We start from the raw sequence: 26,538 nt of genomic DNA on the forward strand, positions 1-26,538 counted from the left end.
CGCACGTCGAGGGCCGGTCCGGGCGCCGCTAGCGCGACATCGAGGCGCCGCTAGCGCGTCAGGGAAGCGATCGTCCCGACGAGGGCGACGACCTGGACCGCGGTCAGCAGCCAGCCCACTATCACCGCGTAGGTGGCGAACCCCCAGCCCGCGCGACCGGAGCGGCGGATCCGCGACCGCGCGAGCACGCCGCAGACGACCGCGGCCGGCCCCACCAGGAACGCGAGCACGAACGCCGCGATCGCCAGCGGCTCCACGACGGGATCCGAGACCAGTCCCGCCTCCCTGCGCGCACGCCCCTGCGCGAACGACACGGGAACGGCGATCGCGAGCACGAGCACGGGCGAGAGCACGAGGAGGACGATCGCGAGATGCCAGCCGACGAGACCTGAGACCATCCCGCGAGCCTACGGAGGCCGGACGCGAGGGGCGTCACCCGCGCGGGGGAGTTCACCGCCACTCCCGCGGCGGCCGTCGATCGCTAGCCTGTACCCCGGCGATCCGCCCGCCCCTTCTCCTTCCCCGCATCCCTTCTTCTCCGCATCCCTCTTTCTCCGCCCCCTTCTTCCCCGCCCGAGGAGCCCCCATGCCCACCTGGTCCCTGCACGGAGACGGCCGCACCGTCGAGCCCGGCGCCGTCGTCGCCCCCGACGAGCGGCTCAGCTGGCCCGCCACGATCGCGATCGGCGTGCAGCACGTCGTCGCGATGTTCGGAGCGACGTTCCTCGTTCCCGTCCTCACCGGCTTCCCCGTCGCCACCACGCTCCTCTTCTCGGGTGTCGGCACGCTCCTCTTCCTCCTGATCACCCGCAACAAGCTGCCCAGCTACCTCGGCTCGAGCTTCGCGTTCATCGCCCCCGTCACCGCCGCCACGGCGGTCGGCGGCACCGGATCGGCGCTCGCCGGGATCGTCGCCGTCGGCCTCCTGCTCGCCGCGGTCGGCGTCGTGGTGCAGTTCGTCGGCCTCGGCTGGATCGACCGCCTGATGCCTCCGGTCGTGTCGGGTGCGATCGTGGCCCTGATCGGCTTCAACCTCGCTCCCACCGCCTGGTCGAGCTACCAGCAGGCCCTCGTCACGGCGACGGTCACCCTCGCCGCGATCATCCTCGGCGGAGTGTTCTTCCGGGGCTTCCTCGGCCGCGTCTCGATCTTCGTCGGCGTCGTCATCGGCTACGTCGTGGCCCTGCTGCGCGGCGAGATCGACTACTCCGCGGTTGGCGACGCCGCCTGGGTCGGCCTGCCGCCCTTCTCCTTCCCCGACTTCGCGTCCGGATCGACGTGGTCGGGCATCGCGATGTTCCTCCCCGTCGTGCTCGTGCTCATCGCCGAGAACGTCGGCCACGTGCGCGGCGTCGCGACCATGACCGACCCCTCCGTCAACGCCCACACCGGCCGCGCGCTGATCGCCGACGGCGTCGCGACCGCGGTCTCGGGAACCTTCGGCGGCTCGGGCACCACGACCTACGGCGAGAACATCGGAGTGATGGCCGCCACCCGCGTGTACTCGACCGCGGCGTACTGGGTCGCCGGCGTCACCGCGGTGCTGCTCAGCCTCTCTCCCAAGGTCGGGGCGATCTTCAACTCGATCCCCGCGGGCGTCCTGGGCGGCGCGACCACCGCGCTCTACGGCCTGATCGGCGTCATCGGCATCAAGATCTGGGTCGACAACCGCGTCGACTTCTCGCGCCCGGTCAACCAGTACACGGCCGCCGTGGCCCTGGTCATCGCGATCGCGGGCTTCAGCTTCTCCTCCGGCGGCTTCCAGCTCGGCGGAATCGTCCTGGGCGCGGGCGCGGCGCTCGTGATCTACCACCTGGGCAACGCGATCGCCCGCTGGCGCCGCACGGGCGCCGACGACGGCGGACCGCTGCCCGCCATCGGGCAGCTGGGCGGGGACGTGCAGAAGTAGGGGGTCGGTTGCCGCGCTCGGTCAGGCTCCCGCGAAGAATGTGAAGGATCCGGAGTCGACGAGGGAGGAGATCCTCCATGTGCCTCCCGCAACGTCGGCGATCGGAGCCTGGGCGCATGCGAGGAAGTCCGCCTCGGCGCCGCCGTACATCGTTCCCACTTCCGTGAGGGTGCCTGGCGCCGGCAGGACGACGTTGCACGTCGTCGCGTCGAAGCTGTTGCCGGCGGCGGTGACGTACTCGATGGTGAACGACGACCACGGGTCTGCGCCGTCGATCGCGGCCTCCCGGTCCGCGATCATCACGTGGACGGGGGCCGTTACGTAGGTCTGATCGAGGGCAGCCTGTTCGTTGTACTCGTTCTCAGCAGCGATCTCGGGTGCAGCATCCGCGTCCGTGGACCCGACCGAGAAGGTCCAGATGGAGTCCTCGGCGTACTTGACGGGCACGTCCATCGGAGTCGGATTCGCACGAGTCCCCGATTCGGACGCCGGCGTCGAGGTCGCAGGAGGATCTGACACGACAGGGGTCGAACTCGAGGTGACAGCGGTCGCGTCGGAATCGGCGCTCTGAGGAGCGTCGGCAGTGCATCCCGCCAGTGCGAGAGCGGCAGCGCTCGTGAAGAGGAGTGCGGCGGTGCGGGAGAGCTTCACTGGGACCTCGTTCTGTCGAAGACACGAGAGTAGAGGGCAACTGCTTCGCGTAGAAATCCTCTGAGCGGAACTTCCCCATCGCCCTCACATCTCGGGGATGAAGCTGCTCTCCACCGATCGAGAAGACCTCACCTCCGTGTGTCGGTGGTCGGTGCCATCATCCGGGTATGGCAACGATCGATCCGTACGCAGCACCCGCCGGGGGCGGGCCCTCTGTGCACGCCTGCTTCGAGGAGGCCTACGGGCACGCGATCGAGGCGGCGGGAGCGCTGCGGCGGTTCCGGTCGCGCATCGACGGCGAGCAGGCCGAGCTGATCGAGCTGTCGCGCCGCACGGCGATGGCGGTGCCCGAGGCCCTCGTAGATGCGGGAGTGCTCGGGAAGGGCGAGCGGATCGAGGCCGCCGCTCGCGCGCACGTCGCCGAGATCGCGACCTCCTACCGCCTGTCCGAGGCGCACGCCGGTGCGCTCGTCGAGGAGAGCCGCCTCCTCGTGAACGAGCTGCCGGCCGTGCTCGCCGCCCTCAAGGCGGGGGTCTGCGCGAGCGAGCACTCGCGCGTGGTGACGGCCGAGGTGGTGGCGGTGCCGGCGGAGTCGCGGACGCGGTTCGACGAGGAGGCGGCCGTGCTCGCGGCGACCTGCACTCCGCCCCAGCTGCGCCGTCGGTTGAGGGCGCTCCGCGAGCGGCTGCATCCCGAGACCCTGCGCGAGCGCCACCGGCGGTGCCGGGAGGATCGCGCGGTCTGGATCGACGGCGAGCTCGACGGCATGGCGACGCTGCACCTGCACGTCCCCGCGCAGGACGCGTTCGGCGCCTACGACCGCATCGACCGAGCTGCTCGCTCGGTGCAGTCGGCGAGCGGCGGAGGCGCCGAGCCGGACGGGCGCCTCCTCCGGCAGATCCGCGCCGACGTCGCGACCGCGCTGCTGCTCGACGGTGAGACGTCGCCCGCCCCGGAGTCGGCGGAGTCGGCGGCTCGAAGCACCTCTCCGACCGGATCCGCCTCGCCGCGGGTCCGCCCCCGCACCGCCGTCCCGCGCGGCATCCGCGCCGTCGTCGCCGTGACGGTGCCGGTCCTCACGCTGCTCGGCCGCTCCGACGAGCCCGCGGTGCTCGACGGCTACGGTCTGATCGACGCCGAGACGGCACGGGAGCTGGCCGCAGGAGCACCGAGCCTCACGCGGATCCTCACCGACCCGCACACCGGAGCGACCCTCGCCGTCGGTCGCACGAGCTACCGACCACCGGCCGAGCTGCGCCGAGCCCTCGCCCACCGCGATGGGACCTGCCGCTTCCCCGGCTGCCTCCGCACCGCCCGCACGAGCGAGCTCGACCACACCGTTCCGTGGCAGTACGGAGGCGCCACCGACGCCGCGAACCTCGCCCACCTCTGCGCCGCGCACCACCGGCTCCGGCACCTCAGCACCTGGAGCCCCGAGAACCTGGGCGACGGCGGCGTCCGCTGGCGCAGCCCCGCGGGTCGCATCCTGACGGTCGAGCCGCCAGGTCCGCCGCCAGAAGGGACGCGGCAGCCGATGAGGGTGCCGCCACCCGGTCCACGAGCGGCTCCCTTCTGACCGGGCGGCAGTGAGTGCCGTCGCGCTCCTCTGCCCCTGCCACAGTGCCACTGCAACCGCGTTCACGCCCCCGAAACCTTCCGAAACGCGCCGGTGACCGGCGCCTGCCAGGGTCGGGGAGCGAGGGTGGAGCCACCCCGCCCACTGCGCGGATCACCGAGCGGACGGGGCGCCTCAGCCCCGATCCCCGCCTCCCGACCCCCGCCGTCCCATCCACGAGAGGTCCCACCATGCCCGTCCACGTCTACCTCGCCGGCGTCGAGGCCTTCGCCCCCGACGCCCGCGAGCGGGCCGAGCGCACGCGCGAGCTCTGCCGCCGTTACGGACTCGAGCCGATCTCGCCCCTCGACAAGGGCGACGTCACCGAGAAGAGCGGAGCCGGGGCCGGCAGCACCGCTCTCGCCGACGCGATCTACGCGAAGAACATCGCCCTCATCGAGCGGGCGGACGTGATCGTCGCCGACCTCAACCACTTCCGCGGACCCGAGCCCGACTCGGGCACCTCTTTCGAGGTCGGCTACGCGGTCGGCCGCGGGAAGCCGTCCTACGTCCACTCCGCCGACGGCGACACCGCGGTCGACCGCGTGCGCGCCTTCCACGGACCGGTCACGGCGACTCCGACCGGCTACGTCGACGCCGAGGGCATGTCGGTCGAGAACTTCGGCGCGCCGTTCAACCTCATGCTGTCCTCCTCGAGCACCGTCGTCCGCGGCGATCTCGAGGCGTGTCTGGCTCGGGTCGCAGCGGATGTCGAGGCCGGCGTGCTCGCGGGAACCACGTCGAGCCTCCGATGATCGGGAGGACCGCCGCCGTCCCGTTCTCGAGCATCACGGAGCTGCTCCGCGCCCTGGAGTCCCGCGAGGTGTCGGCCGTCGAGGTGGCCGCCGACCGGCTCGCGGCGCTCGACGCGCAGAGCGGGACGGTCGTCGCCTGGGATCCGGAGGCGGTGCTCGTCGCGGCGCGGTCCGTCGACGACCGGCGCAGGAGGAGCGAGCCGCTCGGGCCTCTCGCCGGGGTGCCGCTGACCGTGAAGGACTCCTTCGAGGTCCGCGGCCTCCCGGGCAGCGCCGGAACGTCCGGCACGCTCCACCTCTCACGGCAGGACGCTCCCGCGGTCGCCGCCCTGCGCGCGGCCGATGCGATCCTCCTCGGCAAGACGAACGTGCCTCCGCTGCTCGACTCCTACGACACCGTGAACGACCTGCACGGTCGCGCCGCCAATCCGTGGGGAGCCGACCGCTCGGCGGGGGGATCGTCGGGCGGGTCGGCGGCGGCCGTCGCCGCGGGGCTCTCGTGGGGCGACCTCGGGAGCGATCTGACCGGCTCGATCCGCATCCCGGCGGCCTGGAACGGGGTCTGCGGGCATCGGCCGAGCGCGGGGCTCGTGTCCAAGCGCGGCCATCTGCCCTGGCCGACGGCGACCCGCCTCGAGCCCACGGCCTCCGTCGCCGGACCGCTCGCGCGCTCGGCCGAGGACCTGTCCGCGCTCGTCGCGGTGCTCGCAGGCACGGTCGACTCCGGGCCCTGGCGGCTGGACCTGCCGAGACCGCCGTTCACCGACGTCCGCGGGCTGCGGGTGGGGCTCTGGCTGTCGGAGGAGTCCGCCCCGGTCGACGACGAGACCGCCGCGGCGCTCGACGACCTCGCCCGGCGGCTGAGCGGGGCGGGGGCGACGCTCGTGCCGATCACGGGCTCGGTCCTCGCCGCGGAGGAGGCGGAGCAGCTCTTCGACCGCCTGGTGCAGCACGAGATCGCCTTCGGGGTGCTGCTCGAGAGCGGCACCGGGCCCGAGCGCGAGCGCGCCCTCGACACGGTCGGCGACCCCGCGGCCGGCGCCGCCGTCGCGCAAGCGTGGGCCGACTGGGACGCCCAGCTGCGACTCCGCGAGCGTTGGGAGCATCAGCTCGACGGCGTCGACGTGGTCCTCGCCCCGACCGTGCCCTCCGCGGCACCGCTCGCGCCGCTCGAGGCCGGATCCACGCGCGTGATCGGGCGCTGGAGCTGTCTGGCGAACCTCGCCGGCGGACCGTCGACGGTCGTCCCGATCGCTCTCGGTCGCGACTCCGGACTGCCGATCGCGGCGCAGCTGATCGGACGGCACGGACACGACCTGGCGACGCTCGCGGCGGCGAGGCTGCTCGCCGACGAGGGCCTGGTGCCGAGGACGCTGCGCGCGCCCGACTCTGCCGTGCTGGGCCCCGCCGCCCCCGGCCTCAGCGGGTGAGGGAGTGCAGCGCCAGCTTCGCGTAGAGGTCCTCGAGCAGCAGCCGCGTGTCCACCTGCGTGAACACGCGCAGGTCCGGCCCGCCGTTCCCCGCGCAGTACTGCCCGTCGGCGTCGATGCCCGGCCGCGGCACGAGGACGCTCCGGCTCGACGACGTGTCGGGCTCGAACGCCGACAGCAGGGCCGTGGCGAGCACGAGCGGGCTGTCGCCGAGGGCGTAGGTCTCGCCCAGGCTCAGGCCGTGCCGCTCGGCCATCCGGGCGACCGAGTCGAGCGCGTCGAACAGGTGCCGGCCCAGCTCGCCGGCGCCGCCCATCCGCACGCGCAGCTCGGCGACGGAGGCGAGCACGGTGCGGTACGCGTCGCGCGGGAACTGCTGCACGGGCACGGCCGAGGCCAGCACCTCGGCGGCGGCGGGCACGTCGATCAGGAGGTTGTACTCGATCGGCATCGCGCCGGGCGGCGGTGAGGCGAGGCCGGGGTGCTCCGGCCCGCCGATCCAGACGAGGGTCATCCGCGAGGCGATCGCCGGCTCGAGGCGCAGCGCGGCGGCGATCTCGGTGAGCCCCGCGCCGGCGCAGACGTACAGCGGTCGCGGGTCGTCCCGCAGAGCCTCGGCCACCAGGGCGCGCGCGGCGGGGAGGGCGTCGGGTTCGCCGCGAGCGCGACGGGCGAGCCCGCGATCACCGGCACGTCGGAGCGACCGCACAGCTCGAGCACCCGTCGCGCCGCAACGGCCGCGTTCTCGGAGGTGCGGTCGGAGGGGTCGAACGGATCGCCGGGCCGCAGATGCGAGCCGATCACGAGCGCGAGCTCGACCGAGGGCGAGAGCGCGTGCTGCGCGAGCTGCACCAGTCCGTCGGGGTCGCCGGAGTAGTCGTTGTCCGAGACGACGCGGAGGCGGGCGCTCATGCGGGGACCCCCGCGGAAGAAGAGGCTCCGGCGGCCTCCGCGACCTTCGTCAGCCGGATCGCCACGTACTGCCGGCCCGGCAGCTCCACGCGGAAGGACCCCGAGAAGACCCCCGGCACGCGGTCCACCGTCATGCACCAGGTGTCGATCACATCGACGATCCAGCGGTCGGCGGGATCGCGCACGATCGTGCGGAACCGCGGCCGGTTGAAGCCGAAGTAGACGAGCTGCACTCCTCCCGAGGCGCCCCACGGCGCGTCCCACTCGGACGCCATCGGGTCGATGCGGCCGTCGGGCATCTCGGCGGTGATGCGGCGGAGGAACGCGATGCGGTCGGGACTGTCGCCGACGAGCTCGCCGCCCTTGGACCACCACAGCTCCTCGCGGTCGTTGAGGTAGGTCTCGCCGTGGCCGACGTAGCCGCCGCGCACCGCTCCCTCCCAGAACCGCCGGGTCATCTCCTCGCCGGTGATGCTGCCCCAGCCCTGGTCGATGTCGCCCTCGTAGGCGCATTCGTCGATCACGACGGGCTTGCCCCACTCCTCGCGCCATGCGTCGGTGTTCTCGGCGGTGCGGTACACGTCGATCCGCTGCACGCTCGCGTGGGTGATCCAGGGGCGCGAGTAGTCGTAGAAGCCGAAGCAGTTGTGGATCGACAGCAGGTGCCCCACGGGGTCCTCGTCGACGACGATCGCCGCGAGCCGCTCCCAGTCCTCGACGCTCTTGGACCACAGCAGGTCGTACTCGTTCGCGAGCGACCACCAGACGTTCGGCAGGGCCGAGAGTCGGCGCACGACGTGCCGCGTGACGAGGTCGTCGGCGGCACGTCCGAGGTCCGAGAAGCCCCAGCGGTCGTAGGCGTGGAAGAGGATCACGTCGGCCTGGATCCCCAGCCGGTCGAGGTCGGCGACGCGCTCCTCGAAGTGGCGGAAGAACTCGGGCACGGGTCGCTCGACGTCCCACCCGCCGTCGGCGTCGCGCTCGAACGGGTACCGCTCGGGCTCGTTCGCGTTGTAGAGGTACGCCTTCGGGAAGAGGCACATCCGCACCTTCGTGAAGGGCCCCTCGGCGAGCGTCGCGAGGGTCGCCTCCTCGAGCTCGGCGCTCTGGTGCGTCCAGGCGTAGGCGGTCGTGCCGAGCGGGACGTGGCGGACGCCGTCCGCGTGGGCGAAGTGGAAGCCGTCGGCGACGCGGACGGGACCGTGCGCGTCCGGCAGCGCCGGCCCCACCTCGACGGCACCGGTCAGACCGTCGAGCGAGCGGGCGGTGGAGGAGGTGCGGAAGGTCCACGTCCCCGCGGCGCTCGGGAGGAAGCGGGCGCGGTAGACGCCGTCGCCGTCGTAGAAGCCGCCGACGCGCACGACCGAGGCGGCGGTTCGCACTGCCGAGGCTCCCGTGCCGTCGTCATCGAGCCGGAACTCGACCGAGAACTCGACGTCGACGAAGGGGTTCCCGTGCGACGGGCCGTCGACGACGATCTCGCAGGGCGCGTGCACCGACCCGGCCGTGGGCGGTCGCAGCGCAGCGGATCCGCGCGGCGACGACTGCAGTTCGTAGTCGTCGCGGGGCACCGCGATCACGCGCTCGGGTCGTGGCGGCGCGAGGGCGGAGTCATCGACCTCGGCGAGGGCCGACCAGAACGCCGCGGCGCGCGCCTCGTCGCCTCCGAGCAGCGGATCCAGGCCCACCACCAGGCCCAGCGGAGCCGAGCGCAGCTGCACGAGCAGCGGCGAGTTCACGACGCCGGGCGCGTGGCGGCGGACGAGAGCGGCGGCCTCCGGCGTGTCCAGGACGCTCGCCAGAGTCGAGTCGCGGGTGAAGGCCATCTCACACCTCCACGGTGATCAGCGTCTGCACGGTCCGGCGGAACTCGGCCTGCATGTCGAGGGAGTCGCGCTGCAGGAGCCACTGCACCTGGAGGCCGTCCATGGTCGCGACGATGCGGATCGCGGCGCTGCGGGGGTCCACTCCGGGCACGAGCTGGCCCCGGGTGAGCATGTCGCCGAACGCGTCGGTGAACAGGTCGATGACGAAGCGGTAGCGCTTCGCGAAGTACTCGTGCGCGGGGTGGTCGGCGTGCGTCGCCTCGGCCGAGAGGACGCACTGCAGCTCGACGAGCCCGGGGATGCGGGTGTTGTAGGCGACGAGGTCGACGAGCGCGCGGACGGTCTGGATGCCGGGCACGGATCCGCCGCTGGGCACCCGGGTGATCGAGTGGTCGTCGCGGAGGGTGAGGACCGCCGAGAGCAGCTCCCACTTGTTGGCGAAGTGGTGCAGCACGCCGGCCTGGCTGAGCCCGACCTTCTCGGCGATCTCGCGGAGGGACGCGGCGTGGTAGCCGCTCGCCGAGAAGACCTCCAGGCCCGCGGCGACGATCTCGGCCCGGCGCGCGGCGGTCTTCGCGTACTGCCCGCGCGGTCGGCGCGGTGGCGAGGTGGGGAGTGCCATGGGGTTCCTCCTGGCGCGTCGTTGCGAGGGTGTGGGCGAGTGCTGTGAGCGGGTGCCGAGGGCGAGTGCTGAGCCCGAGTGCTGAGGCCGGGTGCTGCGGCCGGGAGCCGAGGGCGAGCGGTGCCGACGCCGGTCGCCGGGGGAGGTCGATCACGGCCCCCGGTGTGAGAAACCTAGCCCGTCGAGGTTTCTGCGTCAAAAGCCTTTCCCGAGAACTTTTTCATCACAGGGCCGGAACGGCGCGGATCGAGCCGCATCTGAAGCACCGGCCAGACCGCCGAGATCACGAAAACCTAACGCCGAGAAGTTTTTTCCACCAAAACCTAGGGGTCGTCTGTTTTTCGTGTTAGCTTCCTCGGCACCGGCTCATGGACGTGCCGGGAGAACCGGGAGACCAAAGATGTTCCGATGGAAGAGGCTGGCGGCCGCTGCGATCGCCGTCACGACGATGGTCGGTCTGACCAGCTGCGCTGCCGATGCAGGAGGAGGCTCCTCCGGCGGCTCGGGCGACACGCTCACCCTCGGCGCCATCCAGACCCTGTCGACGTTCGCCGCGGCGGACTCCTACTGGGCGAACGAGTCGCCCTACATGCAGGCCGTGTACGACACGGTGCTGCGCGCCGACCCCGACGGCACGATCGTCGAGGGGCTCGCCACCGAGTGGACCTGGAACGAGGACAACACCGTCCTCACGCTGACGATCCGCGACGGAGTCACGTTCAGCGACGGCACGCCGCTGGACGCCGAGGCGGTCGCCGCGAACCTGATCCGCTTCCGCGACGGCAACTCTCCCGACACCAACAAGATGGCCGACCTCGCCGACGCCGTCGCGACCGACGCCTCCACCGTCACCGTCACGCTGAAGCAGGCGAACCCCACCTTCCTCTTCTACCTGACGCAGAACGCCGGCCTCGTCGAGGCGCCCTCCGCGTTCGACTCGGCCGACATCCAGACCACCCCGGTCGGCTCCGGCCCGTACGAGCTCGACGCGTCCAAGACCGTCATCGGCACCTCCTACGCCTTCACGGCCCGCGAGGACTACTGGGACGAGGAGTCCGTCCACTACGACGACCTCGTCATCAACGTCTACAGCGACTCCACCGCTCTGGTGAACGCCATCAAGGGCGGCCAGGTCAACGCGGCGAACACCGTCGACAACAACGACCTGAAGGAGATCGAGGCGTCAGGCTTCACCGTCAACGCGTTCGAGCTCAACTGGACCGGCCTCCTCCTCCTGGACCGCGACGGCACCCTCGCCCCCGCCCTCGGCGACGTCCGCGTCCGCCAGGCCATCAACCACGCCTTCGACAAGGAGGCGCTGCTCAAGGCGATCGGCCAGGGCTACGGCACGCCGACCACCCAGATCTTCCCGACCTCGTCCGAGGGCTACGACGAGTCGCTCGACGACGCCTACCCCTACGACCCCGAGAAGGCGAAGGACCTGCTCGCCGAGGCCGGCTACCCCGACGGCTTCACCCTCGAGATGCCCTCCTCCTCGCTCGTCGGCTCCGCGACCTTCACGCTGATCCAGCAGCAGCTGTCCGAGGTCGGCATCACCGTGAACTACACCGACGTGGGCAACAACTTCATCGCCGACGTGCTGGCGCCCAAGTACCCCGCCACCTGGCTGACGCTGCAGCAGGACCCCGACTGGGCGCTGCTCAACTTCGAGCTCACCCCGAACGCGATCTTCAACCCGTTCAAGAACGAGGACCCGGAGCTGCAGGCGCTCGTCGAGGCCGTGCGCACCGCCGACGAGGCCGGCTACGCCGACGCGGTGAAGGCCGTCAACGCCTACACGGTCGAGAACGCCTGGTTCGCCCCCTGGTACCGCCAGCAGTCGAGGCTTCGTCACCGACGCGAACACGAAGGTCGAGACCCAGACGGGCAACGCCTACCCGTACCTCTGGAACATCACCCCGGCCTGATCGCCGCCGCGGGCCGGTCTCCGTCGAGGCCGGCCCGCCCCCTCTCCTTCTTCCCGCTCCGTCGGTCTCCGACCGGAAGGACCACTGATGACCAGGTTCATCCTGCGACGCGTCATCTCGGGGATCATCCTCGTGGTGCTGATCTCGATCGTCGCGTACGCCCTCCTCTACCTCGGCGGCGGCGACATCGCCCGCCGCATCCTCGGACAGAACGCGACACCGGAGGCGGTGGCCCAGCGCGCCGCGCAGCTCGGCCTCGATCAGCCCATCTGGCTGCAGTACGCGTCCTGGCTCGGCCAGGCCGTCACCGGGAACCTCGGCAACTCGTGGTTCACCGGCCAGCCCGTCACCGCGGCCATCTCCACCCGCCTGACGGTCACGCTCTCGCTCGTCGTCGGCGCCACCGTGATCTCCGCGGTCGTCGCCGTGGTGCTCGGAGTGTGGGCCGCGGTCCGCCGCGGCTGGGCCGACAAGCTCGTGCAGCTCGTCTCGATCCTCGGCTTCGCGATCCCCGGCTTCCTCATCGCCCTGGGCCTGGTGACCGTGTTCGCGATCAACCTGCGCTGGTTCAAGCCCACCGGGTACGTGAACTTCACCGACTCGCCCTCGGGCTGGATCGCCACGGTGACCCTCCCGATCCTCGCCCTCGCGATCGGAGGCATCGCCGGCGTCGCCCAGCAGGTGCGCGGCTCGGTCATCGACGCCCTCCGGCAGGACTACGTCCGCACGCTCCGCTCCCGCGGCATCCCCGCCTCCCGCGTCGTGTTCCAGCACGTGCTGCGCAACGCCGGCGGTCCGGCGCTGGCGGTCCTGGCCGTGCAGTTCATCGGCCTCCTCGGCGGCGCGGTGATCGTGGAGCAGATCTTCGCGATCCCGGGTCTCGGCCAGGTCGCGGTCACCGCGACCACCCAGGGCGACATCCCGCTCGTGATGGGCCTCGTGCTCGTCACCGCGATCATCGTCGTCATCGTCAACCTGCTCATCGACCTGGCCCAGGGCTGGCTCAACCCGAAGGTGCGCCTCTCATGACCGCGACCGCCCCGCTGCCCGATCCCGCTCTCACCGTCGGCGTGGAGGAGCGCGCCGCGCGCTCGCACCTCTTCCGCCGTCTCCTGAAGAACCCGGTCGGCCTCGCGTCGCTGGTGTTCCTGGCCCTCGTGGTGCTCTCGGCGCTGCTCGCTCCGCTGCTCGCCCCCGCCGACCCCAACCGCGCCTCGCTGCAGGACGTGCTCGCCGCTCCCGGCGGCGCGAACCCGCTCGGAGCCGACAGCGCCGGCCGCGACGTGCTCTCGCGGCTGCTGTTCGGCACGCAGTTCAGCCTCGCGGGCGCCGCGGTGGCCCTGCTCGTCGCGCTCGTCATCGGCGTCACGAGCGGTCTGCTCGCCGGCTACTTCGGCGGCTGGTTCGACTCCGTGTCGGCCTGGACCTCCGGACTGATCATGGCGCTGCCCGGCTTCGTCGTGCTGCTGGCGGCCCGCGCGGTCATCGGCCCGTCGATGTGGCTGTCGATGGCGATCTTCGGAGTCCTGATGTCGCCCGCGTTCCACCGGCTGGTCTACGCCTCCGTCACCGCGGTGCGCGGCGAGCTGTTCGTCGACGCGGCCCGCGTCTCCGGCCTCTCGAACGGCCGCATCATCGCGCGGCACATCCTCACGGTGGTCCGCGCGCCCGTCATCATCCAGGCGGCGCTCATCGCCGGCATCGCCATCGCGATCCAGGCCGGACTCGAGTTCCTCGGTCTGGGCGACCTCTCGATCCCGACCTGGGGATCGATGCTCAACGACGGCTTCTCGAACATCTTCAACGCGCCCGTGCTCATGCTCTGGCCGAGCCTCGCGATCGCCCTCACCTCGATCGCGCTGACCCTGCTGGGCAACGCGATGCGCGACGAGCTCGAGCGCAGCGCCTCCGGCGGCACCCGCTCGAAGAAGCGCAAGGCCGCCTCGACGGCCGCGACCGTGCCGACGACCCTGTCGACCATCGGCATCCGCACCATGCTCGAGGAGGACGCCGCGACTCCGCGGACCGTCGTCCACGAGGAGCCCGCGGGAGCGGTCCGCGCCGAGGAGGTCCTCCGCGTGACGAACCTGTCGGTCGGCTACGGCCAGGGCGACGGATCCGTGAAGACGGTCGTGCACGACGTCTCGCTGTCGGTGCGCCGCGGCGAGATCCACGGCCTGATCGGCGAGTCCGGCTCGGGCAAGACGCAGACCGCCTGGTCGGTGCTGCGCCTGCTGCCCGAGGGCGGCCGCATCACGGGCGGCTCGATCGTCTTCGACGGATCCGACCTCGCCCACCTCTCCGAGAAGGAGATGACGAAGCTGCGCGGCAAGCGCATCGCGTACATCCCGCAGGAGCCGATGTCGAACCTCGACCCGTCCTTCACCATCGGCACCCAGCTCGTGCAGCCGATCCGGCTCTGCCTCGGCCTCTCGAAGGCGGCGGCCACGGAGCGGGCGCTCGCGCTGCTCGCCCGCGTCGGAATCCCGGACCCGAAGCGCACGTTCGACGCCTACCCGCACGAGGTCTCGGGCGGCATGGCGCAGCGCGTGCTCATCGCCGGCGCCGTCTCGTGCGACCCCGACCTGCTGATCGCCGACGAGCCGACCACCGCGCTCGACGTGACGGTGCAGGCCGAGGTGCTCGACCTGCTCCGCGAGCTGCAGTCCGAGCTCGACATGGGCATGATCCTCGTCACGCACAACTTCGGCGTCGTCGCCGACCTGTGCGACCGCGTCTCCGTGATGCGCGACGGGCGGATCGTGGAGACCGGCCCCGTCCGCTCGATCTTCGCCGACCCCCGCCACCCGTACACCCGCGCCCTGTTCGACGCGATCCTCGAGGAGGGGCCCGCCCGCGGACCGCTCGTCACCACCGCAGCCGCCACCACCGCAGCCGCCGCCACCGCAGCATCATCGAAGGAGGACGGACGATGAGCGATCTGCTCCTGGACGTCAAGGACGTCGTCGTCGAGTACCCCGGCAAGGGCTTCCGCGCCACGCCCTTCCGCGCGCTGAAGGGCGTCTCGCTCGACATCCGCCCCGGCGAGACCGTGGGACTGGTCGGCGAGTCCGGCTCGGGCAAGACGACCCTCGGCCGCGCGGTGCTCGGGCTCGCCCCGGTCACCGGCGGCGAGATCCTCTACAACGGCCGCGACATCGCGCACCTGGATCGCCGGCAGCGGCGCGGACTCTCGTCCGAGATCCAGGTCGTGTTCCAGGATCCGTACACCTCGCTCAACCCGTCGCTGACGATCGAGCAGATCCTGGTCGAGCCGCTGACGGTGCGGAAGGTCGACGCGAAGGTCGCGTCCCAGCGGGTGCGCGAGCTGCTCGATCAGGTCGGGCTCCCGCAGTCCGCCGCCGACCGGCTCCCGCGCGAGTTCTCGGGCGGGCAGCGGCAGCGGATCGCGATCGCCCAGGCGCTCGCCCTCGAGCCGCGGCTCATCGTCTGCGACGAGCCCGTCTCGGCGCTGGACCTCTCCACCCAGGCCCGCGTCCTCGACCTCTTCACCGAGATCCAGGAGCGCACCGGAGTGGCGTACCTCTTCGTCTCGCACGACCTGGCGGTCGTGCGGCACCTCTCGCACCGCGTCGCCGTGATGTACCACGGCGAGATCGTGGAGTGGGGCGACGGCGACCAGGTCACCGCGCGGCCCGCGCATCCCTACACGCAGCGCCTGTTCCTCGCGGCGCCCGTGGCCGACCCGGTGCGGCAGGAGGAGCGGCGCGAGCAGCGCCGAGCCCTGCTGACGGCGCAGCGCTGAGCCCGCTGCACTGAACCCTTCTGCACTGCAGCCTGGGCGCATTAAAACCAACCAATGCTAGGTTTCGAGTGACGACGCCGTCGCCGAGCCCGTTCGACGAAGAGAGACTCCTGTGACCGACACCACCACCGCCTCCTCCTCTGGGCGGAGGGCCCCGACGCCGATGCCCGCCTGACCGAGCTGATCGGCCGCCTCGACCTCGAGGAGAAGGTGCAGCTGCTCACCGGCCGCGACTTCTGGACCACCTGGCCGATCGAGAGCATCGGCCTGCGCCGCATGCTCGTCTCGGACGGCCCGTCCGGCGTGCGCGGCGAGGTCTGGGACGAGCGCTCGCCCTCGCTCAACCTGCCCGCGGCGACCGCGCTGTCCTCCTCCTGGGACCGCTCGATCGCCAGGCGCTACGGAGGCCGCCGCCGCGGTCGAGGCGCGCCGGAAGGACGTCGACGTCGTGCTCGGCCCGACCATCAACCTGCACCGCTCGCCCCTGGGCGGCCGCCACTTCGAGGGCTTCAGCGAGGACCCGGTGCTCACCGCCGACCTGGCCGCGGCCTACGTGAGCGGCGTGCAGGAGAACGGCGTGGGAGCGACTCCCAAGCACTACATCGCCAACGACTCCGAGACCGACCGCTTCACCGTCGACGTGCGCGTGGGCGACCGCGCCCTGCGCGAGCTCTACCTCCTCGCCTTCGAGCGCGCGATCGTCGAGACCCGCGCCTGGCTCGTGATGAGCTCCTACAACTCGATCAACGGCACGACCGCCACCGAGAACGACCTCCTCGAGACGCCGCTGAACAGCGAGTGGGGCTTCGACGGAGTGGTCATCAGCGACTGGACCGCGGTGCGCTCGGTCGACAGCGCCCGCGCGGCGCAGGACCTTCGTGATGCCCGGCCCCGACGGGCCCTGGGGCGCGGCGCTCGTCGCCGCCGTCCGCGACGGCTCGATCGAGGAGTCGGTGATCGACCGCAAGGTGCGCCGGATCCTCCGCCTCGCCGCTCGCGTCGGCGCCCTCGAGGGCTTCGCCCCCGCCGTCGCCGAGCCGGTGCTCGTCGAGGACGGCCGCGCCTTCGCCCGCGAGGCCGCCGCCGCGGGCAGCGTGCTGCTGCGCAACACCGGCGAGCTGCCCTGGGACGCCTCCGCCCTCTCCTCGGTCGCCGTCATCGGCCACAACGCCCGCGACGCCCGCACGCAGGGCGGCGGATCGGCGACGGTCCTGCCCGAGAAGGTCGTCACCCCGCTCGACGGGATCCGCGCCGCGCTGCCCGGCGCGCGCGTCGACTACGCCCTCGGCGCGATCGTGCAGGACGGAGTCGCGCCGCTCGCGCTCGAGGACCATCACCAACCCGGTCACGGGGGAGCCCGGCCAGCGGGTGCGCTTCCTCGACGCGGAGGGCACCGAGCTGTTCGTCGAGGACCGCCGCGCCACCGCGCTCGTCTGGTTCGGCGGCACCGCGCCGATCGCGGCGTCCGCTCGCGTCGAGTTCTCGACGGTGCTGACCCCCGAGGCCGACGCGACCGTGCGCCTGGGCTTCGCGGTCGTGGGCACCGCGCGCATCTTCGTCGACGGGGACCTGTTCCTCGAGGAGACCCTCGCCCCGGTCGGCGCCGACCTCGGAGCCGCGCTCCTGGCGCCGCCGTCGGTCTCGGGCCCGCTGCAGGTCACCGCCGGCACGCCCGTCGACATCCGCATCGAGTACGACATCGAGCACACCGACGGCGAGCTCGAGGGAGCCCTCGGCTTCACCTACGGCATCGAGCCCGCCGACACCCCCGCCGAGCAGCTCATCGCCGAGGCGGTGGCGCTCGCCCGCGACGCCGACGTCGCGCTCGTGGTCGTCGGCACCAACTCCGCCGTCGAGTCCGAGGGCTACGACCGCAGCTCCCTCGACCTCCCCGGGCAGCAGGACGCCCTCGTGCGCGCCGTCGCCGCGGCGAACCCGCGCACGGTCGCTGGTCGTCAACTCCGGATCGCCGGTGCTGCTGCCCTGGCGCGACGAGGTCGCCGCCGTGCTCGTCGGCTACTTCGGCGGGCAGGAGATGGGCGACGCGGTCGCCGACGTCCTGCTCGGCGCCGTCGAGCCGGGCGGGCGCCTCCCCACGACCTGGCCGGCCGCGATCGAGGACGTCCCCGTGCTCTCGACGCTGCCCACCGACGGCGAGCTGCACTACGACGAGGGCATCCACATCGGCTACCGCGCGTGGCTGCGGAGCGAGGTCGAGCCGGCCTACGGCTTCGGCCACGGCCTCGGCTACACGTCGTTCGACCTCGTGTCGCCTGGCCTCCGTCGAGCCCGTCCGGGCCGGCGAGGACGCGGTGCTGCTGGTCGACGTCGTCAACACCGGCGACCGCGCGGGCAAGGTGGTGCTGCAGGCCTACGCCGAGCGCCGCGACTCCGCCGTCGAGCGCCCGGTGCGCTGGCTGGTCGGCTTCGAGGCGCGAGCATCGAGGCCGAGAGCCGCCGCGCAGATCGCGGTGACCGTGCCCACCGCGACTGCTCGCGACGTGGAGCGACGGCTGGGACTACGAGGCCGGAGCCTTCACGATCCGCGTCGGCACCTCGCTCGAGGACGTCCCGCTGGCGTCGGAGCTCGAGCTGCTGGTCTGAAGCTGGGAGCGGGGTCCCGGACGGGTTTCTATCACGTTCGGGGCATCCCGCAACCCGGTGCGCTCCCAGGCGGCTCGCGCTTAACGTCGAGGAAGACGGCCGCAAGAGCGGACCGCCGCACACCGAGTGACAGAGCAAGGAGCACCACCGTGCCGCAGATCATCGAGACCGTCGACGTCAACGTCCCCGTGTCCGTCGCCTACAACCAGTGGACCCAGTTCGAGGAGTTCCCCAAGTTCCTCGACGAGGTCGAGTCGATCCAGCAGGTCACCGACGTCCTCACCGTCTGGAAGGTGAAGGTCGGACCGGTCGAGCGCGAGTTCGAGGCCAACATCACCGAGCAGCACCCCGACGAGCGCGTCGCGTGGAACAGCACCGGAGGCGAGACCGACCACGCCGGTGTCGTCACCTTCCACAAGCTCTCGGACTCCGAGACCCGCGTCACCGTGCAGCTCGACTGGGAGCCCAAGGGCTTCCTCGAGTCGCTCGGCTCGCTCGTCGGCGCCGGCAGCCACGCCGTCAAGAAGGACCTGAAGAACTTCAAGGAGTACATCGAGTCCAAGGGGCACTCCGGACGGCGCCTGGCGCGGCGACGTCGAGGCCTGAGGCTCCGATGTCCGGCACGACCGGCTCCCTGAACGACTCCGAGGTGAGAAGAAGGACGGCGGCCTCGGCGACGACGGCACCATCCCCGACTCCGAGAGCGGCCTGGCCGTCGGGTGACCGGCGACTCCACTTCAATCCCGAAGAGGACGCCCCCGCCGACGACGAGTCCTGAGACTCGGGTACACCTCCGCGAGATGCCACTCGTGCGCACGCCCCAGGGCGTCCGCGAGTGGCATCTCGCGTGCGCTGTGCGCTCGGCGCCAGGCGCGCGCGTACTGCGGCGGCACGACCGCGTCCAGGTCGGCGCCCAGCTCCTGCGCCATGCGCGAGGCGGCGTGCGGGTCGCGCAGCAGCTCCCGCGCGAGCAGCACGACATCGGCCTCGCCCGCGGCGAGCACCCCTTCCGCCTGCTCGGACGTCGTGATCAGGCCCACCGCTCCCACCGGTGCTCCGGTCGCCCGGCGCACCGCGGCCGCGAACGGCACCTGGTAGAGGGAGCGACCGGGATGTCCGTGCCGCGGACCAGGCCGCCGGTGGAGACGTCGAAGGGTCGGCCCCCGCCTCCCGCGCCCAGCCGGCGACGGTCACCGTCTCGTCGAGGTCCCAGCCGCCCTCCGCCCAGTCGGTCGCCGAGAAGCGGACCAGCAGCGGCAGCTCGCCGATCTCGGCGCGCACCTCGCGCACGACCTCGAGCAGGAGCCGCGCGCGGTTCTCGAGGAGCCGCCGTAGGCGTCCTCGCGCCGGTTCGACAGCGGCGACAGGAACTGGTGCAGCAGGTAGCCGTGGGCGGCGTGGATCTCGATCACGTCGAAGCCGGCCTCGACGGCGCGGCGGGCGGAGTCGCGGAACGCCTGCACGAGGCCGGGCAGCTCGTCCGCGTCGAGGGCCCCGCGGGGCGGCGTAGCCCCTCGAAGGCGACGGCCGACGGGGCGACCGTGTCCCAGCCGCCCTCCTCCGCCGGCACCGTTCCGCGCCCGCTCCACTCGCGGTACGTCGACGCCTTGCGCCCGGCGTGCGCGAGCTGCACCCCGGCGAGGGCGCCCTGCTCGTGCACGAAGTCGACGATCGGCGCCCAGGCGTCGCGCTGCTCGTCGGTCCAGAGGCCGGTGTCCCAGGGGCTGATCCGTCCCTCCGGCACGACTCCCGTCGCCTCCGCGATCAGCACGCCCACGCCCCGCGCGCGATCGAGCCCAGGTGCACGAGGTGCCAGGTGGTCGGCACCCCGTCGCGCGCCTCGACCGAGTACTGGCACGTCGGAGCCGCCCAGAGGCGGTTGCGGGCGGTACGGGAGCGGAGGGTGAGGGGCTGGAGCAGAGCGGGAGCGGTGGTCATCCAGGTGACAACCGCTCCCGGCCGCCCGTCATTCCCGGCGGCGCGAGGGTCAGCTCGGCCAGGTCGAGCCGGGCGCCTCCTGCCAGACGGTGCTCGGCGGGGTGAGCGCGGCGAGTTCCTCGAGCAGCGAGTCCGGGATCTCGAGCGCGTCGTCGGCGACGAACTCGTCGAAGTGCTCGGCCGTCGTGGCGCCGACGACGGTGGTCGTGATCCGCTCGTCGCGGGTCGAGAACTGCAGGGCGGCGGCCCGGAGCGGCACCCCGGCGCGGTCGCACGCCTCGCCCATCTCGGTGACCGCCTGCACGATCTCGGGGGGAGCCGGGCGGTAGGCGTACGTCTCGACCGGCTGGGCCAGCGGGCGAGCGCGCCGCCGCCGTAGACCGCCGCGTTCACCACGACGACGCCGCGGTCGACCGAGACGTCGATCAGCTCGTCCGAGGAGCGGTCGACGAGCGTGCAGCGGTTGTGCGTGATCACCGCGTCGAACAGCCCCGTCTCGACGTAGTGGTGCAGCATCGGCGCGGAGTCCGCCCGAGATGCCGATCGAGAGCGCGACGCCGGCCTCCTTCATCGCGACGAGGGCCCGCACGGGGCCGTCCTCGGCGAACGCCTCCTCGTACGAGATGCGCTCGGGGTCGTGCAGGTAGAGCAGCAGGAGCACGTCCATGCCCAGGCGCTCGCGGCTCTCGTCGAGGCTGCGCCGCATCCGCTCGCCCGAGTAGCTGCCGGTCTCGGGATCGCGGTCGAGCTTCGTCACGACGGTGATGCCGTCCGGAACCCGCCGTGCGCCCGCAGCGCCTCGCCGATCAGCCGCTCGCTGTGCCCCTGCGCGTACTCGTTGGAGGTGTCGATCACCGACACGGCGCGATCGGCGGAGGAGCCGAGCACCCGCTCGAGGGCGGGCACCGTCTCGAGGTCCCGCACGCGCTCGGGGTTCCAGGACGTGCCGAGCGTGAGCCGGGTGACCGAGGCGCCGGAGGGGCCGAACGGGCGGAGGAGAGGGGAGCTCGAATTCGAGGACTGCGATGTCATGCCCCCAGCCTGTCAGTGGGTGGACTCAGTGCACCAGCGTGGCTCAGTGCACCAGCGTGCTCAGTGCACCAGCGTGCTCAGTGCACCAGCGTGCTCAGTGCACCAGCGTGCTCAGCCAGACCACGACGAGCCCGAGCAGCATCGTGCAGAGGGTGCTCAGCACGCGGCGGCCGGGCGGGCTCCACGCGGCGAGGCCGAGGTGAGGTAGCCCAGAAGGGCCAGGATCGCGACGCCCGAGCCGAGCGCCAGGTAGTAGGCGGTCCATCCTCGACCAGTCCAGGGGGCGAGCGCGAGCAGCGCCGCGGGCACGACCATGGCCACGAGCATCCCGATCGAGTGCCGTGCGCGTGGCGAGCACCGCGTCGAGGATCGTGCGCACGCCGGGCTCCGCCTCCGGCAGCGCGCGCGAGCGTGCCCGCGTACAGGTGCGCGAGCCAGAAGACGCTCACCGAGCCCAGGAGGAACAGCAGCACCTCGGGATCGGTGTCGTCGTCCCAGCCGACCGCGATCAGCGTGATCGCGAGGACCGTGCCGTAGATGGCGCCCTCGGTGCGGAGGATCGCGCTCACGGCACCGACGGCGGCGAAGGGGGTGCGGGCGGTCGCGGCGTGCGCGGGAGCGGGTGTCTCGGGGACGGGGATCCAGGGACGTCGGCATCGGGGGCGGGAGTCATGGCGGCGGGCTCTCGATCGGCGACGGGGTGGTCCTCACTGTAGGGGGTGGGACTGCAGGGGGTGGGCGGCGTCCTCCCTCAGCTCGACGATCGCCGCGGCGACCCGCGAGACGAGGTCCGCCGGCAGCTCGCGCCCCCAGGGCAGCGCGACCGTGTCCTTGCCCGTGCGCAGCGGCGCGAGCTCGTGCTCGAGCTCGGGCGAGAGCCGGGGCACCGGATGCAGTCCCACGTGCGTCTTCCAGCCGGCCCAGTGGATCGCGTAGCGGCCCGCCCAGCATCACGGCCGGCATGCCGTAGCGGATCCGCTCCTCGGCCCCGGGCGCCGCGGCGGGGATCAGGCGCCGCACCTCCTCGAGCCGCTCCCGTCGCTCCGGCGGGAACGCGGACAGGTACTCCTCGACGGTGACGGCGGCGGCGCTCATGGCGGCATTCTGCTCCGCCTCGCACCCGGACGGCACCCCTGCCGGGATCGGGAGATGGTCTCCGACTCCCTCGACTCCCTGGTCACTCCCGCGCTCGTGCTCGACGAGGCGGTCCTCGACCGCAACATCGCCGCGACCGCCGCCCGGGCCCGTGACCGCGGGCTGGCGCTGCGCCCGCACGCCAAGACGCACTGAGTCCGCTCGAGATCGCCCGGCGTCAGCTGGCCGCCGGGGCGGTCGGACTCACGGTCGCCACGGTGTCCGAGGCGGAGGTCTTCGCCGCGGGCGGCTGCGACGACCTGTTCATCGCGTACCCGCTGTGGCTCGACACCGAGCCGGGCCGGACGGCTGCGCCGGGTCCTGCGCACCGCGCGCGTGCGTATCGGGGTCGACTCCGCCGCCTCGGCCGAGCGCGCCGCCGCGGCGATCCCGGTGGACGAGCGCGGGCGCCTCGAGGTCGTCGTCGAGATCGACTCGGGCCACCACCGCAGCGGGGTGCCGGCCGACGAGGCGGGCGAGGTCGCGGCCGCCGCCGTCGCCGCCGGACTCGACGTGGTCGGCGTCTTCACCTTCCCGGGCCACAGCTACGCGCTCGACGCGCGGGCCGCCGCCGCCCGCGACGAGGCGGAGGCGCTCGCCGCTGCCGCCGCGTCCCTCGCCTCCGTCGGCGTCACGGCGCGGGTCATCAGCGGGGGCTCCACTCCGTCCGCCGACTTCGCCGACGCGGGAGTCCTCACGGAGTTGCGCCCGGGGTCTCATCGCTCGGCGACGCCCAGCAGTGGGAGATGGGCACGATCGGACCGGAGTCGATCGCCGTCACGGTCCTCGCCACGATCGTCTCGCGGCACGACGGCCGGCTGATCGCCGACGCGGGCAGCAAGGTCCTCTCCTCCGATCGCGGGGCCGTCTCGAGCGGCTTCGGGCGGCTGCCCGAGCACCCGGAGGCGCGCGTCACGGTGCTCTCGGAGCACCACGCCACGATCACCGGGATCGACCTGCCGCTCGGCTCGCGGGTCCGCATCGCCCCGAACCACGTCATGCGTCGCGGTGAGACCTGGCCGACGAGTACCGGGTGCTGCTCGCCGACGGGGGCGCCGACGCGTGGCCCGTGGACGCGCGCGAGGCGCAACAGCTAGAGGGCGGGACCCCGGCGCGGGATCCGCAGCCCGACGAGCGCGGTCAGTCCCAGCAGCACGAAGGCCAGGCCCGAAGGCGGCGGTCGGCGAGGCCGTGTCCGCCAGCAGGCCGGCGAGCAGCGGGCCGATGACGCCGCCGAGGTCCGAGGCCGCCTGGAACACCGAGACCGGCCGTCCGCCGCGATCGCCCGCCGCGTCGCCGACGAGGGCGCCCGGCGCCGTCCCCATGAACGCGGCCGCCGCTCCGTAGAGGCAGAGCAGCACCACGAGCAGCCACAGCTCCGAGACGAGCGGCATCGCGAGCATCGCCAGCGCCGCGACGGCGAAGCCGCCGATCAGTGCGGGCCGGCGACCCACCGTGTCGACGAAGCGGCCGGCCGGAGCGAGCGCCACGGTCTGCACGACGGCCGCGATCGCGAAGGCGATGCCCGTCCAGGCCGGGTCGTCGCCGAGGCCCTCGACCACCAGCACCGGCACGAGGTGGCCCGCACGCCCATCGCCGACCAGCCGAGCGCGAAGTTCGCGAGCACGGCGCTCTGGTAGCGGCGGTCCCGCACGACCTCGCGCATCGGCCGGACGACCGCGGCCGTCCCCGCCGCCGCGTCCCGCTCGGGGCGGCGCAGCAGCACCAGTCCGACCAGCCCCGCGACGGCGAGCGTGCCCGCGTAGAAGAAGAAGGGAGCGGTCAGCGAGATCGCGGTCAGCACGCCTCCGACCGCCGGGGCCCGCCATGCCGCCGAGCAGGAACCCGCCCTGGTAGAAGCCGATCGAGGCGCCCGCGCCGCTCCGGTGCCGCCGTGCGCAGGAGGAGCGTCATCGCCGCGACCGAGAACATCGCCGAGCCGATCCCGCCCGCCCCGCGCAGCAGCAGCAGGTGCAGGTAGTCGCCGGCGAGCCCCACCAGCGCGCTCGACAGCGCCACGATGCCGATGCCCGTCGCGAGCACCACGCGCTCGCCGAGCCGGTCGACGAGCGGCCCGACGAACAGGTTCGCGACCAGCCGCATCAGCGCGAACGCCGACACGACCGCGCCGACCTCCACGTAGCCGACGCCGAAGCTGCGGACGTAGACGGGCAGCACGGGGACGACGACGCCGAAGCCCAGCATCACGAAGAACGCGACGATCCCGAGGACCAGGACGTCGCGCGGAAGCCTCTCGCGCTCGCCCCGGTTCTGCCACGGAAGTCTCACCCCCGACGCTACCCGCTGCCCGGGCTGTGACGCGTCACCGCGCGAGGACGCCGAGCACCCTCAGCGCAGCGCTGCGCTCTCGGCGTCGTAGAGAGCCTTCACCTCGCCGGCCGTCAGCGTCCGGTCCCACACGCGCACCTTGGCGACGGTGCCGCGGGCGAAGTTGCCGGCCTTGCCCGTGAGCTGGACGCCTCCGACCGTGAAGTCGCCCGCGACCGGGTTCAGCCCGTGCGGGAACAGGTAGGGGTTCTTCGCGTACGTGTTGCGGAGCGTGTCGGTGTACCTCGGGTAGGCGGTCGCGACGCCGTCGAGGTACGAGACCGCCTGCGCGCCGTCGTAGGTGCCGACGTGCAGCTGCCAGACGGAGCGCGTCATTCTCGTGCCCGAGGCGGAGTAATCGCGGGAGTAGGGGTACCCGGGGTCGGCCCGCCCGATCGCGAGACGTGGAAGTTGGCCCGGTCGGCACCGCCGTAGGTCCCGAGGTCGTAGAACAGGCCGTAGGAGCGGCGCGGCTGGTTCGCGTCCTCGGTCCACGAGCCGGCGACGAAGCCCGTGTCGGTGTCGGTGGCCCGCACCCACGCGGCGACCGTGACCGTGTTCTTCGACGCGCCGATCGTGAGCCTGCCGGTCGAAGCGGCCGGCAGGCGCAGGTAGCTGGAGCCCGTGAGCGAGAGGCCCGTGCCCCAGGGGTCGCGACACGGGTGGCGGCCGTCCGCCCGGCCTGCGCGAGCGGCAGGTCAGCCGCGGTGGTGCGGAACGGGGCGGCCGACTCGGTGAAGTCCCACTGCGCGATCGGCGCGGGCACGCCGACGGGGACGCCGGAGGGGCTGGGGACCGTGGTGGGGGTCGGAGTGGGCGCGGTCGTCGGAGGAGGTGTCGGAGCCGGGGTGGGTGCGGAGGTCGGCGCGGCGGTCGGGGTGGGAGTCGCAGTGGGCGTCGGCGGGGGCGCCGCAGTGGCGGTGGCACTCGGAGTCGGAGTCGCCGTCGGCGTCGGAGTCGCGCCCCCGCGTTCCGCACGATGAGGCGCACCCCCGCACTGGTCCCGGTGTTCCCCGCGGCGTCCCCAGCGCGGGCGGTCACGGTGTAGGTCGCGTCGCGCCAGGCGCGGGTGTCGGCGGTGAGGGCCCAGCGGCCGTCCGAGCGCTTCGCGCCGTCGCCGACGCGCGTGCTGCCGGACCAGAACGAGACGGAGGCGACGCCGACGTCGTCCGTCGCCGTCGCGACGAGGGTGGCCGGCCCCGACACCGTGCTGCCCGAGGCGGGGGATGTGATCCTGACGACCGGGACCGTGGCGTCCGCGGCGGCCGCGGGCGGGGCCGCGAGGGGCCCGGCGACGAGGAGGAGGGCGAGGAGTCCGACGCCGAGCAGGCGTCCGGTCCTCGACGCCGGAGAGCGCGGCCGGACCCCGGCTCCCGGTGTCCTGCCGCGTGCTGCGCAGCGTGCTGCTGGGTGTGCTGTGCGGTGTGGTTCGAGGCATGGCGGAGCGGCCCTTCCGTCGTCGGGAGCGAGGACGGAGAGACGTGCGCGGTCCCCCCGTGGCGCCTCGTCTCCGGTCGCTCCGCACCCTAGAAGGGGCGCCGCGAGCACCTCCAGCGGGTTGACCTCTCGCTGAGCCGGGCGCTGGTCGGGGCGGCGGGATCCCCCGCTACGCGCGACGCCCGGGGCCCGCTCCGATCGACCAGACCCGCGGAGGGAGCGCACCGGTCACCGAGTGGTCGCCGACGATCCGCGCCTTGAAGACCCACGGATTGTGGCTCGCGGCGGTGCGGGCGTTGCGCCAGTGCCGATCGAGGTTCTTCGTCGTGCTCACTCCGGAGGCGCCGAGCGCGTCGAACACGTCGGACGTCGCGCGGGTCGCGAGCTGGGTCAGCACGATCTGCGCCTGCGCCGACTCGAGCTCGGCGAGGTCGTTCAGCCGCTCCTCCTCGACGACGTCCTCTCCGGACGCGGCCTCGTAGGCGAGCTGCAGGGCCTGCGGCGGCCTTCTCGACGATCGCCGAGCCGGCGTACGCGGCGGCCGAGACCTGCCCGACGACCTGCAGGATCTGCGGATCGGCGGCGTACGAGTCGGCGTTGCCGTGCGAGTAGATGCGGGTGCGGCCGCGCACCGCCTCGGCGAGCTCGCG

At 72.8% G+C, this 26,538-nt stretch carries 26 protein-coding genes and 8 pseudogenes; 17 read left to right on the plus strand and 17 right to left on the minus strand.

The features are described from left to right. Nucleotides 1-50 precede the first annotated feature (50 nt). Nucleotides 51-398 carry a DUF4190 domain-containing protein gene (locus AC0CII_RS20575; RefSeq protein ID WP_465230510.1) on the minus strand — a complete coding sequence of 116 codons (348 nt, stop codon included), beginning with the start codon at nt 396-398 and terminating at the stop codon, nt 51-53. 188 nt (nt 399-586) lie between these two features. Here AC0CII_RS20575 and AC0CII_RS20580 point away from each other — a divergent pair, with 188 nt between their 5' ends. Next, entirely contained in the window at nt 587-1,909 is a 1,323-nt protein-coding gene (locus AC0CII_RS20580) for a uracil-xanthine permease family protein (RefSeq protein WP_465230511.1), read from the plus strand. Nucleotides 1,910-1,930: 21 nt separating this feature from the next. Here the strand turns inward: AC0CII_RS20580 and AC0CII_RS20585 are convergent, their stop codons facing one another. Further along, nucleotides 1,931-2,356: a hypothetical protein gene (locus AC0CII_RS20585; RefSeq protein WP_465230512.1), complete on the minus strand. Its 426-nt coding sequence runs from the start codon at nt 2,354-2,356 to the stop codon at nt 1,931-1,933. Nucleotides 2,357-2,775: 419 nt separating this feature from the next. Here AC0CII_RS20585 and AC0CII_RS20590 point away from each other — a divergent pair, with 419 nt between their 5' ends. The 3 genes from AC0CII_RS20590 (at nt 2,776) to AC0CII_RS20600 (ending at nt 6,361) form a co-directional block, all read left to right on the plus strand. Then, entirely contained in the window at nt 2,776-4,137 is a 1,362-nt protein-coding gene (locus tag AC0CII_RS20590) for an HNH endonuclease signature motif containing protein (protein ID WP_465230513.1), read from the plus strand. Between the two features lie 230 nt (nt 4,138-4,367). Next, nucleotides 4,368-4,931 (plus strand): nucleoside 2-deoxyribosyltransferase, encoded by a 564-nt coding sequence (locus AC0CII_RS20595; protein ID WP_465230514.1) that lies wholly within the window; start codon nt 4,368-4,370, stop codon nt 4,929-4,931. Then, nucleotides 4,928-6,361 carry an amidase gene (locus AC0CII_RS20600; protein ID WP_465226603.1) on the plus strand — a complete coding sequence of 478 codons (1,434 nt, stop codon included), beginning with the start codon at nt 4,928-4,930 and terminating at the stop codon, nt 6,359-6,361. Before AC0CII_RS20595 ends, AC0CII_RS20600 begins: the two co-directional genes overlap by 4 nt. Here the strand turns inward: AC0CII_RS20600 and AC0CII_RS20605 are convergent. The 3 genes from AC0CII_RS20605 to AC0CII_RS20615 form a co-directional block, all read right to left on the minus strand. Next, on the minus strand, nt 6,351-7,070 hold the full coding sequence (locus tag AC0CII_RS20605; protein ID WP_465230515.1) for a nucleoside hydrolase: 720 nt from the start codon (nt 7,068-7,070) through the stop codon (nt 6,351-6,353). The genes AC0CII_RS20600 and AC0CII_RS20605 overlap by 11 nt on opposite strands. 199 nt (nt 7,071-7,269) lie before the next feature. Then, nucleotides 7,270-9,099 (minus strand): DUF5605 domain-containing protein, encoded by a 1,830-nt coding sequence (locus tag AC0CII_RS20610; protein WP_465226601.1) that lies wholly within the window; start codon nt 9,097-9,099, stop codon nt 7,270-7,272. Nucleotide 9,100: 1 nt separating this feature from the next. Beyond that, nucleotides 9,101-9,721: a TetR/AcrR family transcriptional regulator gene (locus AC0CII_RS20615; RefSeq protein ID WP_465226600.1), complete on the minus strand. Its 621-nt coding sequence runs from the start codon at nt 9,719-9,721 to the stop codon at nt 9,101-9,103. A 589-nt stretch (nt 9,722-10,310) separates the two neighbouring features. On the opposite strand from AC0CII_RS20615, the pseudogene AC0CII_RS20620 reads away from it, so the two are divergent. The 9 genes and pseudogenes from AC0CII_RS20620 to AC0CII_RS20660 all read left to right on the plus strand — a co-directional run. Further along, nucleotides 10,311-11,321 (plus strand): annotated as a pseudogene (locus AC0CII_RS20620) (ABC transporter substrate-binding protein); the annotation flags it as partial. Nucleotides 11,322-11,736: 415 nt separating this feature from the next. Then, nucleotides 11,737-12,678 (plus strand): ABC transporter permease, encoded by a 942-nt coding sequence (locus AC0CII_RS20625; RefSeq protein WP_207407614.1) that lies wholly within the window; start codon nt 11,737-11,739, stop codon nt 12,676-12,678. Next, entirely contained in the window at nt 12,675-14,585 is a 1,911-nt protein-coding gene (locus AC0CII_RS20630; protein WP_465226599.1) for a dipeptide/oligopeptide/nickel ABC transporter permease/ATP-binding protein, read from the plus strand. The genes AC0CII_RS20625 and AC0CII_RS20630 overlap by 4 nt, the downstream gene beginning before the upstream one ends. After that, nucleotides 14,582-15,415, plus strand: a complete 834-nt coding sequence (locus AC0CII_RS20635; RefSeq protein ID WP_465230516.1) for an ATP-binding cassette domain-containing protein — start codon at nt 14,582-14,584, stop codon at nt 15,413-15,415. The genes AC0CII_RS20630 and AC0CII_RS20635 overlap by 4 nt, the downstream gene beginning before the upstream one ends. A gap of 448 nt (nt 15,416-15,863) precedes the next feature. Further along, a pseudogene (locus AC0CII_RS20640) lies at nt 15,864-16,211 on the plus strand (glycoside hydrolase family 3 N-terminal domain-containing protein); the annotation flags it as partial. 85 nt (nt 16,212-16,296) lie between these two features. Then, nucleotides 16,297-16,647, plus strand: a pseudogene (locus AC0CII_RS20645) (glycosyl hydrolase); the annotation flags it as partial. 283 nt (nt 16,648-16,930) lie between these two features. Then, nucleotides 16,931-17,302: pseudogene (locus tag AC0CII_RS20650) on the plus strand (PA14 domain-containing protein); the annotation flags it as partial. 118 nt (nt 17,303-17,420) lie between these two features. Next, nucleotides 17,421-18,149 carry a glycoside hydrolase family 3 protein gene (locus AC0CII_RS20655; protein WP_465231035.1) on the plus strand — a complete coding sequence of 243 codons (729 nt, stop codon included), beginning with the start codon at nt 17,421-17,423 and terminating at the stop codon, nt 18,147-18,149. Between the two features lie 19 nt (nt 18,150-18,168). Further along, nucleotides 18,169-18,625, plus strand: a pseudogene (locus AC0CII_RS20660) (SRPBCC family protein). A 257-nt stretch (nt 18,626-18,882) separates the two neighbouring features. Here AC0CII_RS20660 and AC0CII_RS20665 read toward each other — a convergent pair. The 5 genes and pseudogenes from AC0CII_RS20665 to AC0CII_RS20685 form a co-directional block, all read right to left on the minus strand. Further along, nucleotides 18,883-19,957, minus strand: a pseudogene (locus AC0CII_RS20665) (NADH:flavin oxidoreductase/NADH oxidase); the annotation flags it as partial. Nucleotides 19,958-20,006: 49 nt separating this feature from the next. After that, a complete protein-coding gene (locus AC0CII_RS20670; protein WP_465230517.1) occupies nt 20,007-20,714 on the minus strand; it encodes an aldo/keto reductase in 708 nt (235 codons plus the stop codon). Further along, entirely contained in the window at nt 20,711-20,989 is a 279-nt protein-coding gene (locus tag AC0CII_RS20675; protein ID WP_465230518.1) for a hypothetical protein, read from the minus strand. The genes AC0CII_RS20670 and AC0CII_RS20675 overlap by 4 nt, the downstream gene beginning before the upstream one ends. Before the next feature lie 77 nt (nt 20,990-21,066). Next, nucleotides 21,067-21,558, minus strand: a complete 492-nt coding sequence (locus AC0CII_RS20680; RefSeq protein WP_465230519.1) for a hypothetical protein — start codon at nt 21,556-21,558, stop codon at nt 21,067-21,069. A 100-nt stretch (nt 21,559-21,658) separates the two neighbouring features. After that, entirely contained in the window at nt 21,659-22,084 is a 426-nt protein-coding gene (locus AC0CII_RS20685; RefSeq protein WP_465230520.1) for a hypothetical protein, read from the minus strand. A gap of 54 nt (nt 22,085-22,138) precedes the next feature. Here AC0CII_RS20685 and AC0CII_RS20690 point away from each other — a divergent pair, with 54 nt between their 5' ends. From AC0CII_RS20690 to AC0CII_RS20700, 3 genes are all read left to right on the plus strand, one after another. Further along, complete coding sequence (locus tag AC0CII_RS20690; protein ID WP_465230521.1) at nt 22,139-22,279, plus strand: hypothetical protein; 141 nt, start codon at nt 22,139-22,141, stop codon at nt 22,277-22,279. A 180-nt stretch (nt 22,280-22,459) separates the two neighbouring features. Continuing rightward, the gene (locus AC0CII_RS20695) at nt 22,460-22,945 is read left to right on the plus strand and encodes an alanine racemase (RefSeq protein WP_465230522.1); all 486 of its coding nucleotides are present in this window, start codon (nt 22,460-22,462) and stop codon (nt 22,943-22,945) included. Continuing rightward, nucleotides 22,870-23,220: a hypothetical protein gene (locus AC0CII_RS20700; protein WP_465231036.1), complete on the plus strand. Its 351-nt coding sequence runs from the start codon at nt 22,870-22,872 to the stop codon at nt 23,218-23,220. The genes AC0CII_RS20695 and AC0CII_RS20700 overlap by 76 nt, the downstream gene beginning before the upstream one ends. A gap of 132 nt (nt 23,221-23,352) precedes the next feature. On the opposite strand, the pseudogene AC0CII_RS20705 reads toward AC0CII_RS20700, so the two are convergent. The 5 genes and pseudogenes from AC0CII_RS20705 to AC0CII_RS20725 all read right to left on the minus strand — a co-directional run. Next, nucleotides 23,353-23,646: pseudogene (locus AC0CII_RS20705) on the minus strand (MFS transporter); the annotation flags it as partial. Then, complete coding sequence (locus AC0CII_RS20710; protein ID WP_465230523.1) at nt 23,556-23,927, minus strand: hypothetical protein; 372 nt, start codon at nt 23,925-23,927, stop codon at nt 23,556-23,558. The pseudogene AC0CII_RS20705 and the gene AC0CII_RS20710, both read right to left, overlap by 91 nt. Next, nucleotides 23,921-24,412 (minus strand): MFS transporter, encoded by a 492-nt coding sequence (locus AC0CII_RS20715; RefSeq protein WP_465230524.1) that lies wholly within the window; start codon nt 24,410-24,412, stop codon nt 23,921-23,923. The genes AC0CII_RS20710 and AC0CII_RS20715 overlap by 7 nt, the downstream gene beginning before the upstream one ends. A 60-nt stretch (nt 24,413-24,472) precedes the next feature. Then, nucleotides 24,473-24,787, minus strand: a complete 315-nt coding sequence (locus AC0CII_RS20720) for a hypothetical protein (RefSeq protein ID WP_465231135.1) — start codon at nt 24,785-24,787, stop codon at nt 24,473-24,475. Then, nucleotides 24,784-24,987 carry a hypothetical protein gene (locus AC0CII_RS20725; protein WP_465231136.1) on the minus strand — a complete coding sequence of 68 codons (204 nt, stop codon included), beginning with the start codon at nt 24,985-24,987 and terminating at the stop codon, nt 24,784-24,786. The genes AC0CII_RS20720 and AC0CII_RS20725 overlap by 4 nt, the downstream gene beginning before the upstream one ends. Before the next feature lie 126 nt (nt 24,988-25,113). Between AC0CII_RS20725 and AC0CII_RS20730 the strand changes: the two genes are divergently transcribed. Continuing rightward, nucleotides 25,114-25,434: a hypothetical protein gene (locus AC0CII_RS20730; protein ID WP_465231137.1), complete on the plus strand. Its 321-nt coding sequence runs from the start codon at nt 25,114-25,116 to the stop codon at nt 25,432-25,434. Nucleotides 25,435-25,453: 19 nt separating this feature from the next. Here the strand turns inward: AC0CII_RS20730 and AC0CII_RS20735 are convergent. Together AC0CII_RS20735 and AC0CII_RS20740 are read right to left on the minus strand one after the other, a co-directional pair. Continuing rightward, nucleotides 25,454-26,113, minus strand: a pseudogene (locus AC0CII_RS20735) (Ig-like domain-containing protein); the annotation flags it as partial. Beyond that, the gene (locus AC0CII_RS20740) at nt 26,058-26,465 is read right to left on the minus strand and encodes a hypothetical protein (protein WP_465231037.1); all 408 of its coding nucleotides are present in this window, start codon (nt 26,463-26,465) and stop codon (nt 26,058-26,060) included. The pseudogene AC0CII_RS20735 and the gene AC0CII_RS20740, both read right to left, overlap by 56 nt. Between the last annotated feature and the right edge of the window lie 73 nt (nt 26,466-26,538).

The sequence above is a fragment of the Rathayibacter sp. AC182 genome (genome assembly GCF_979253875.1).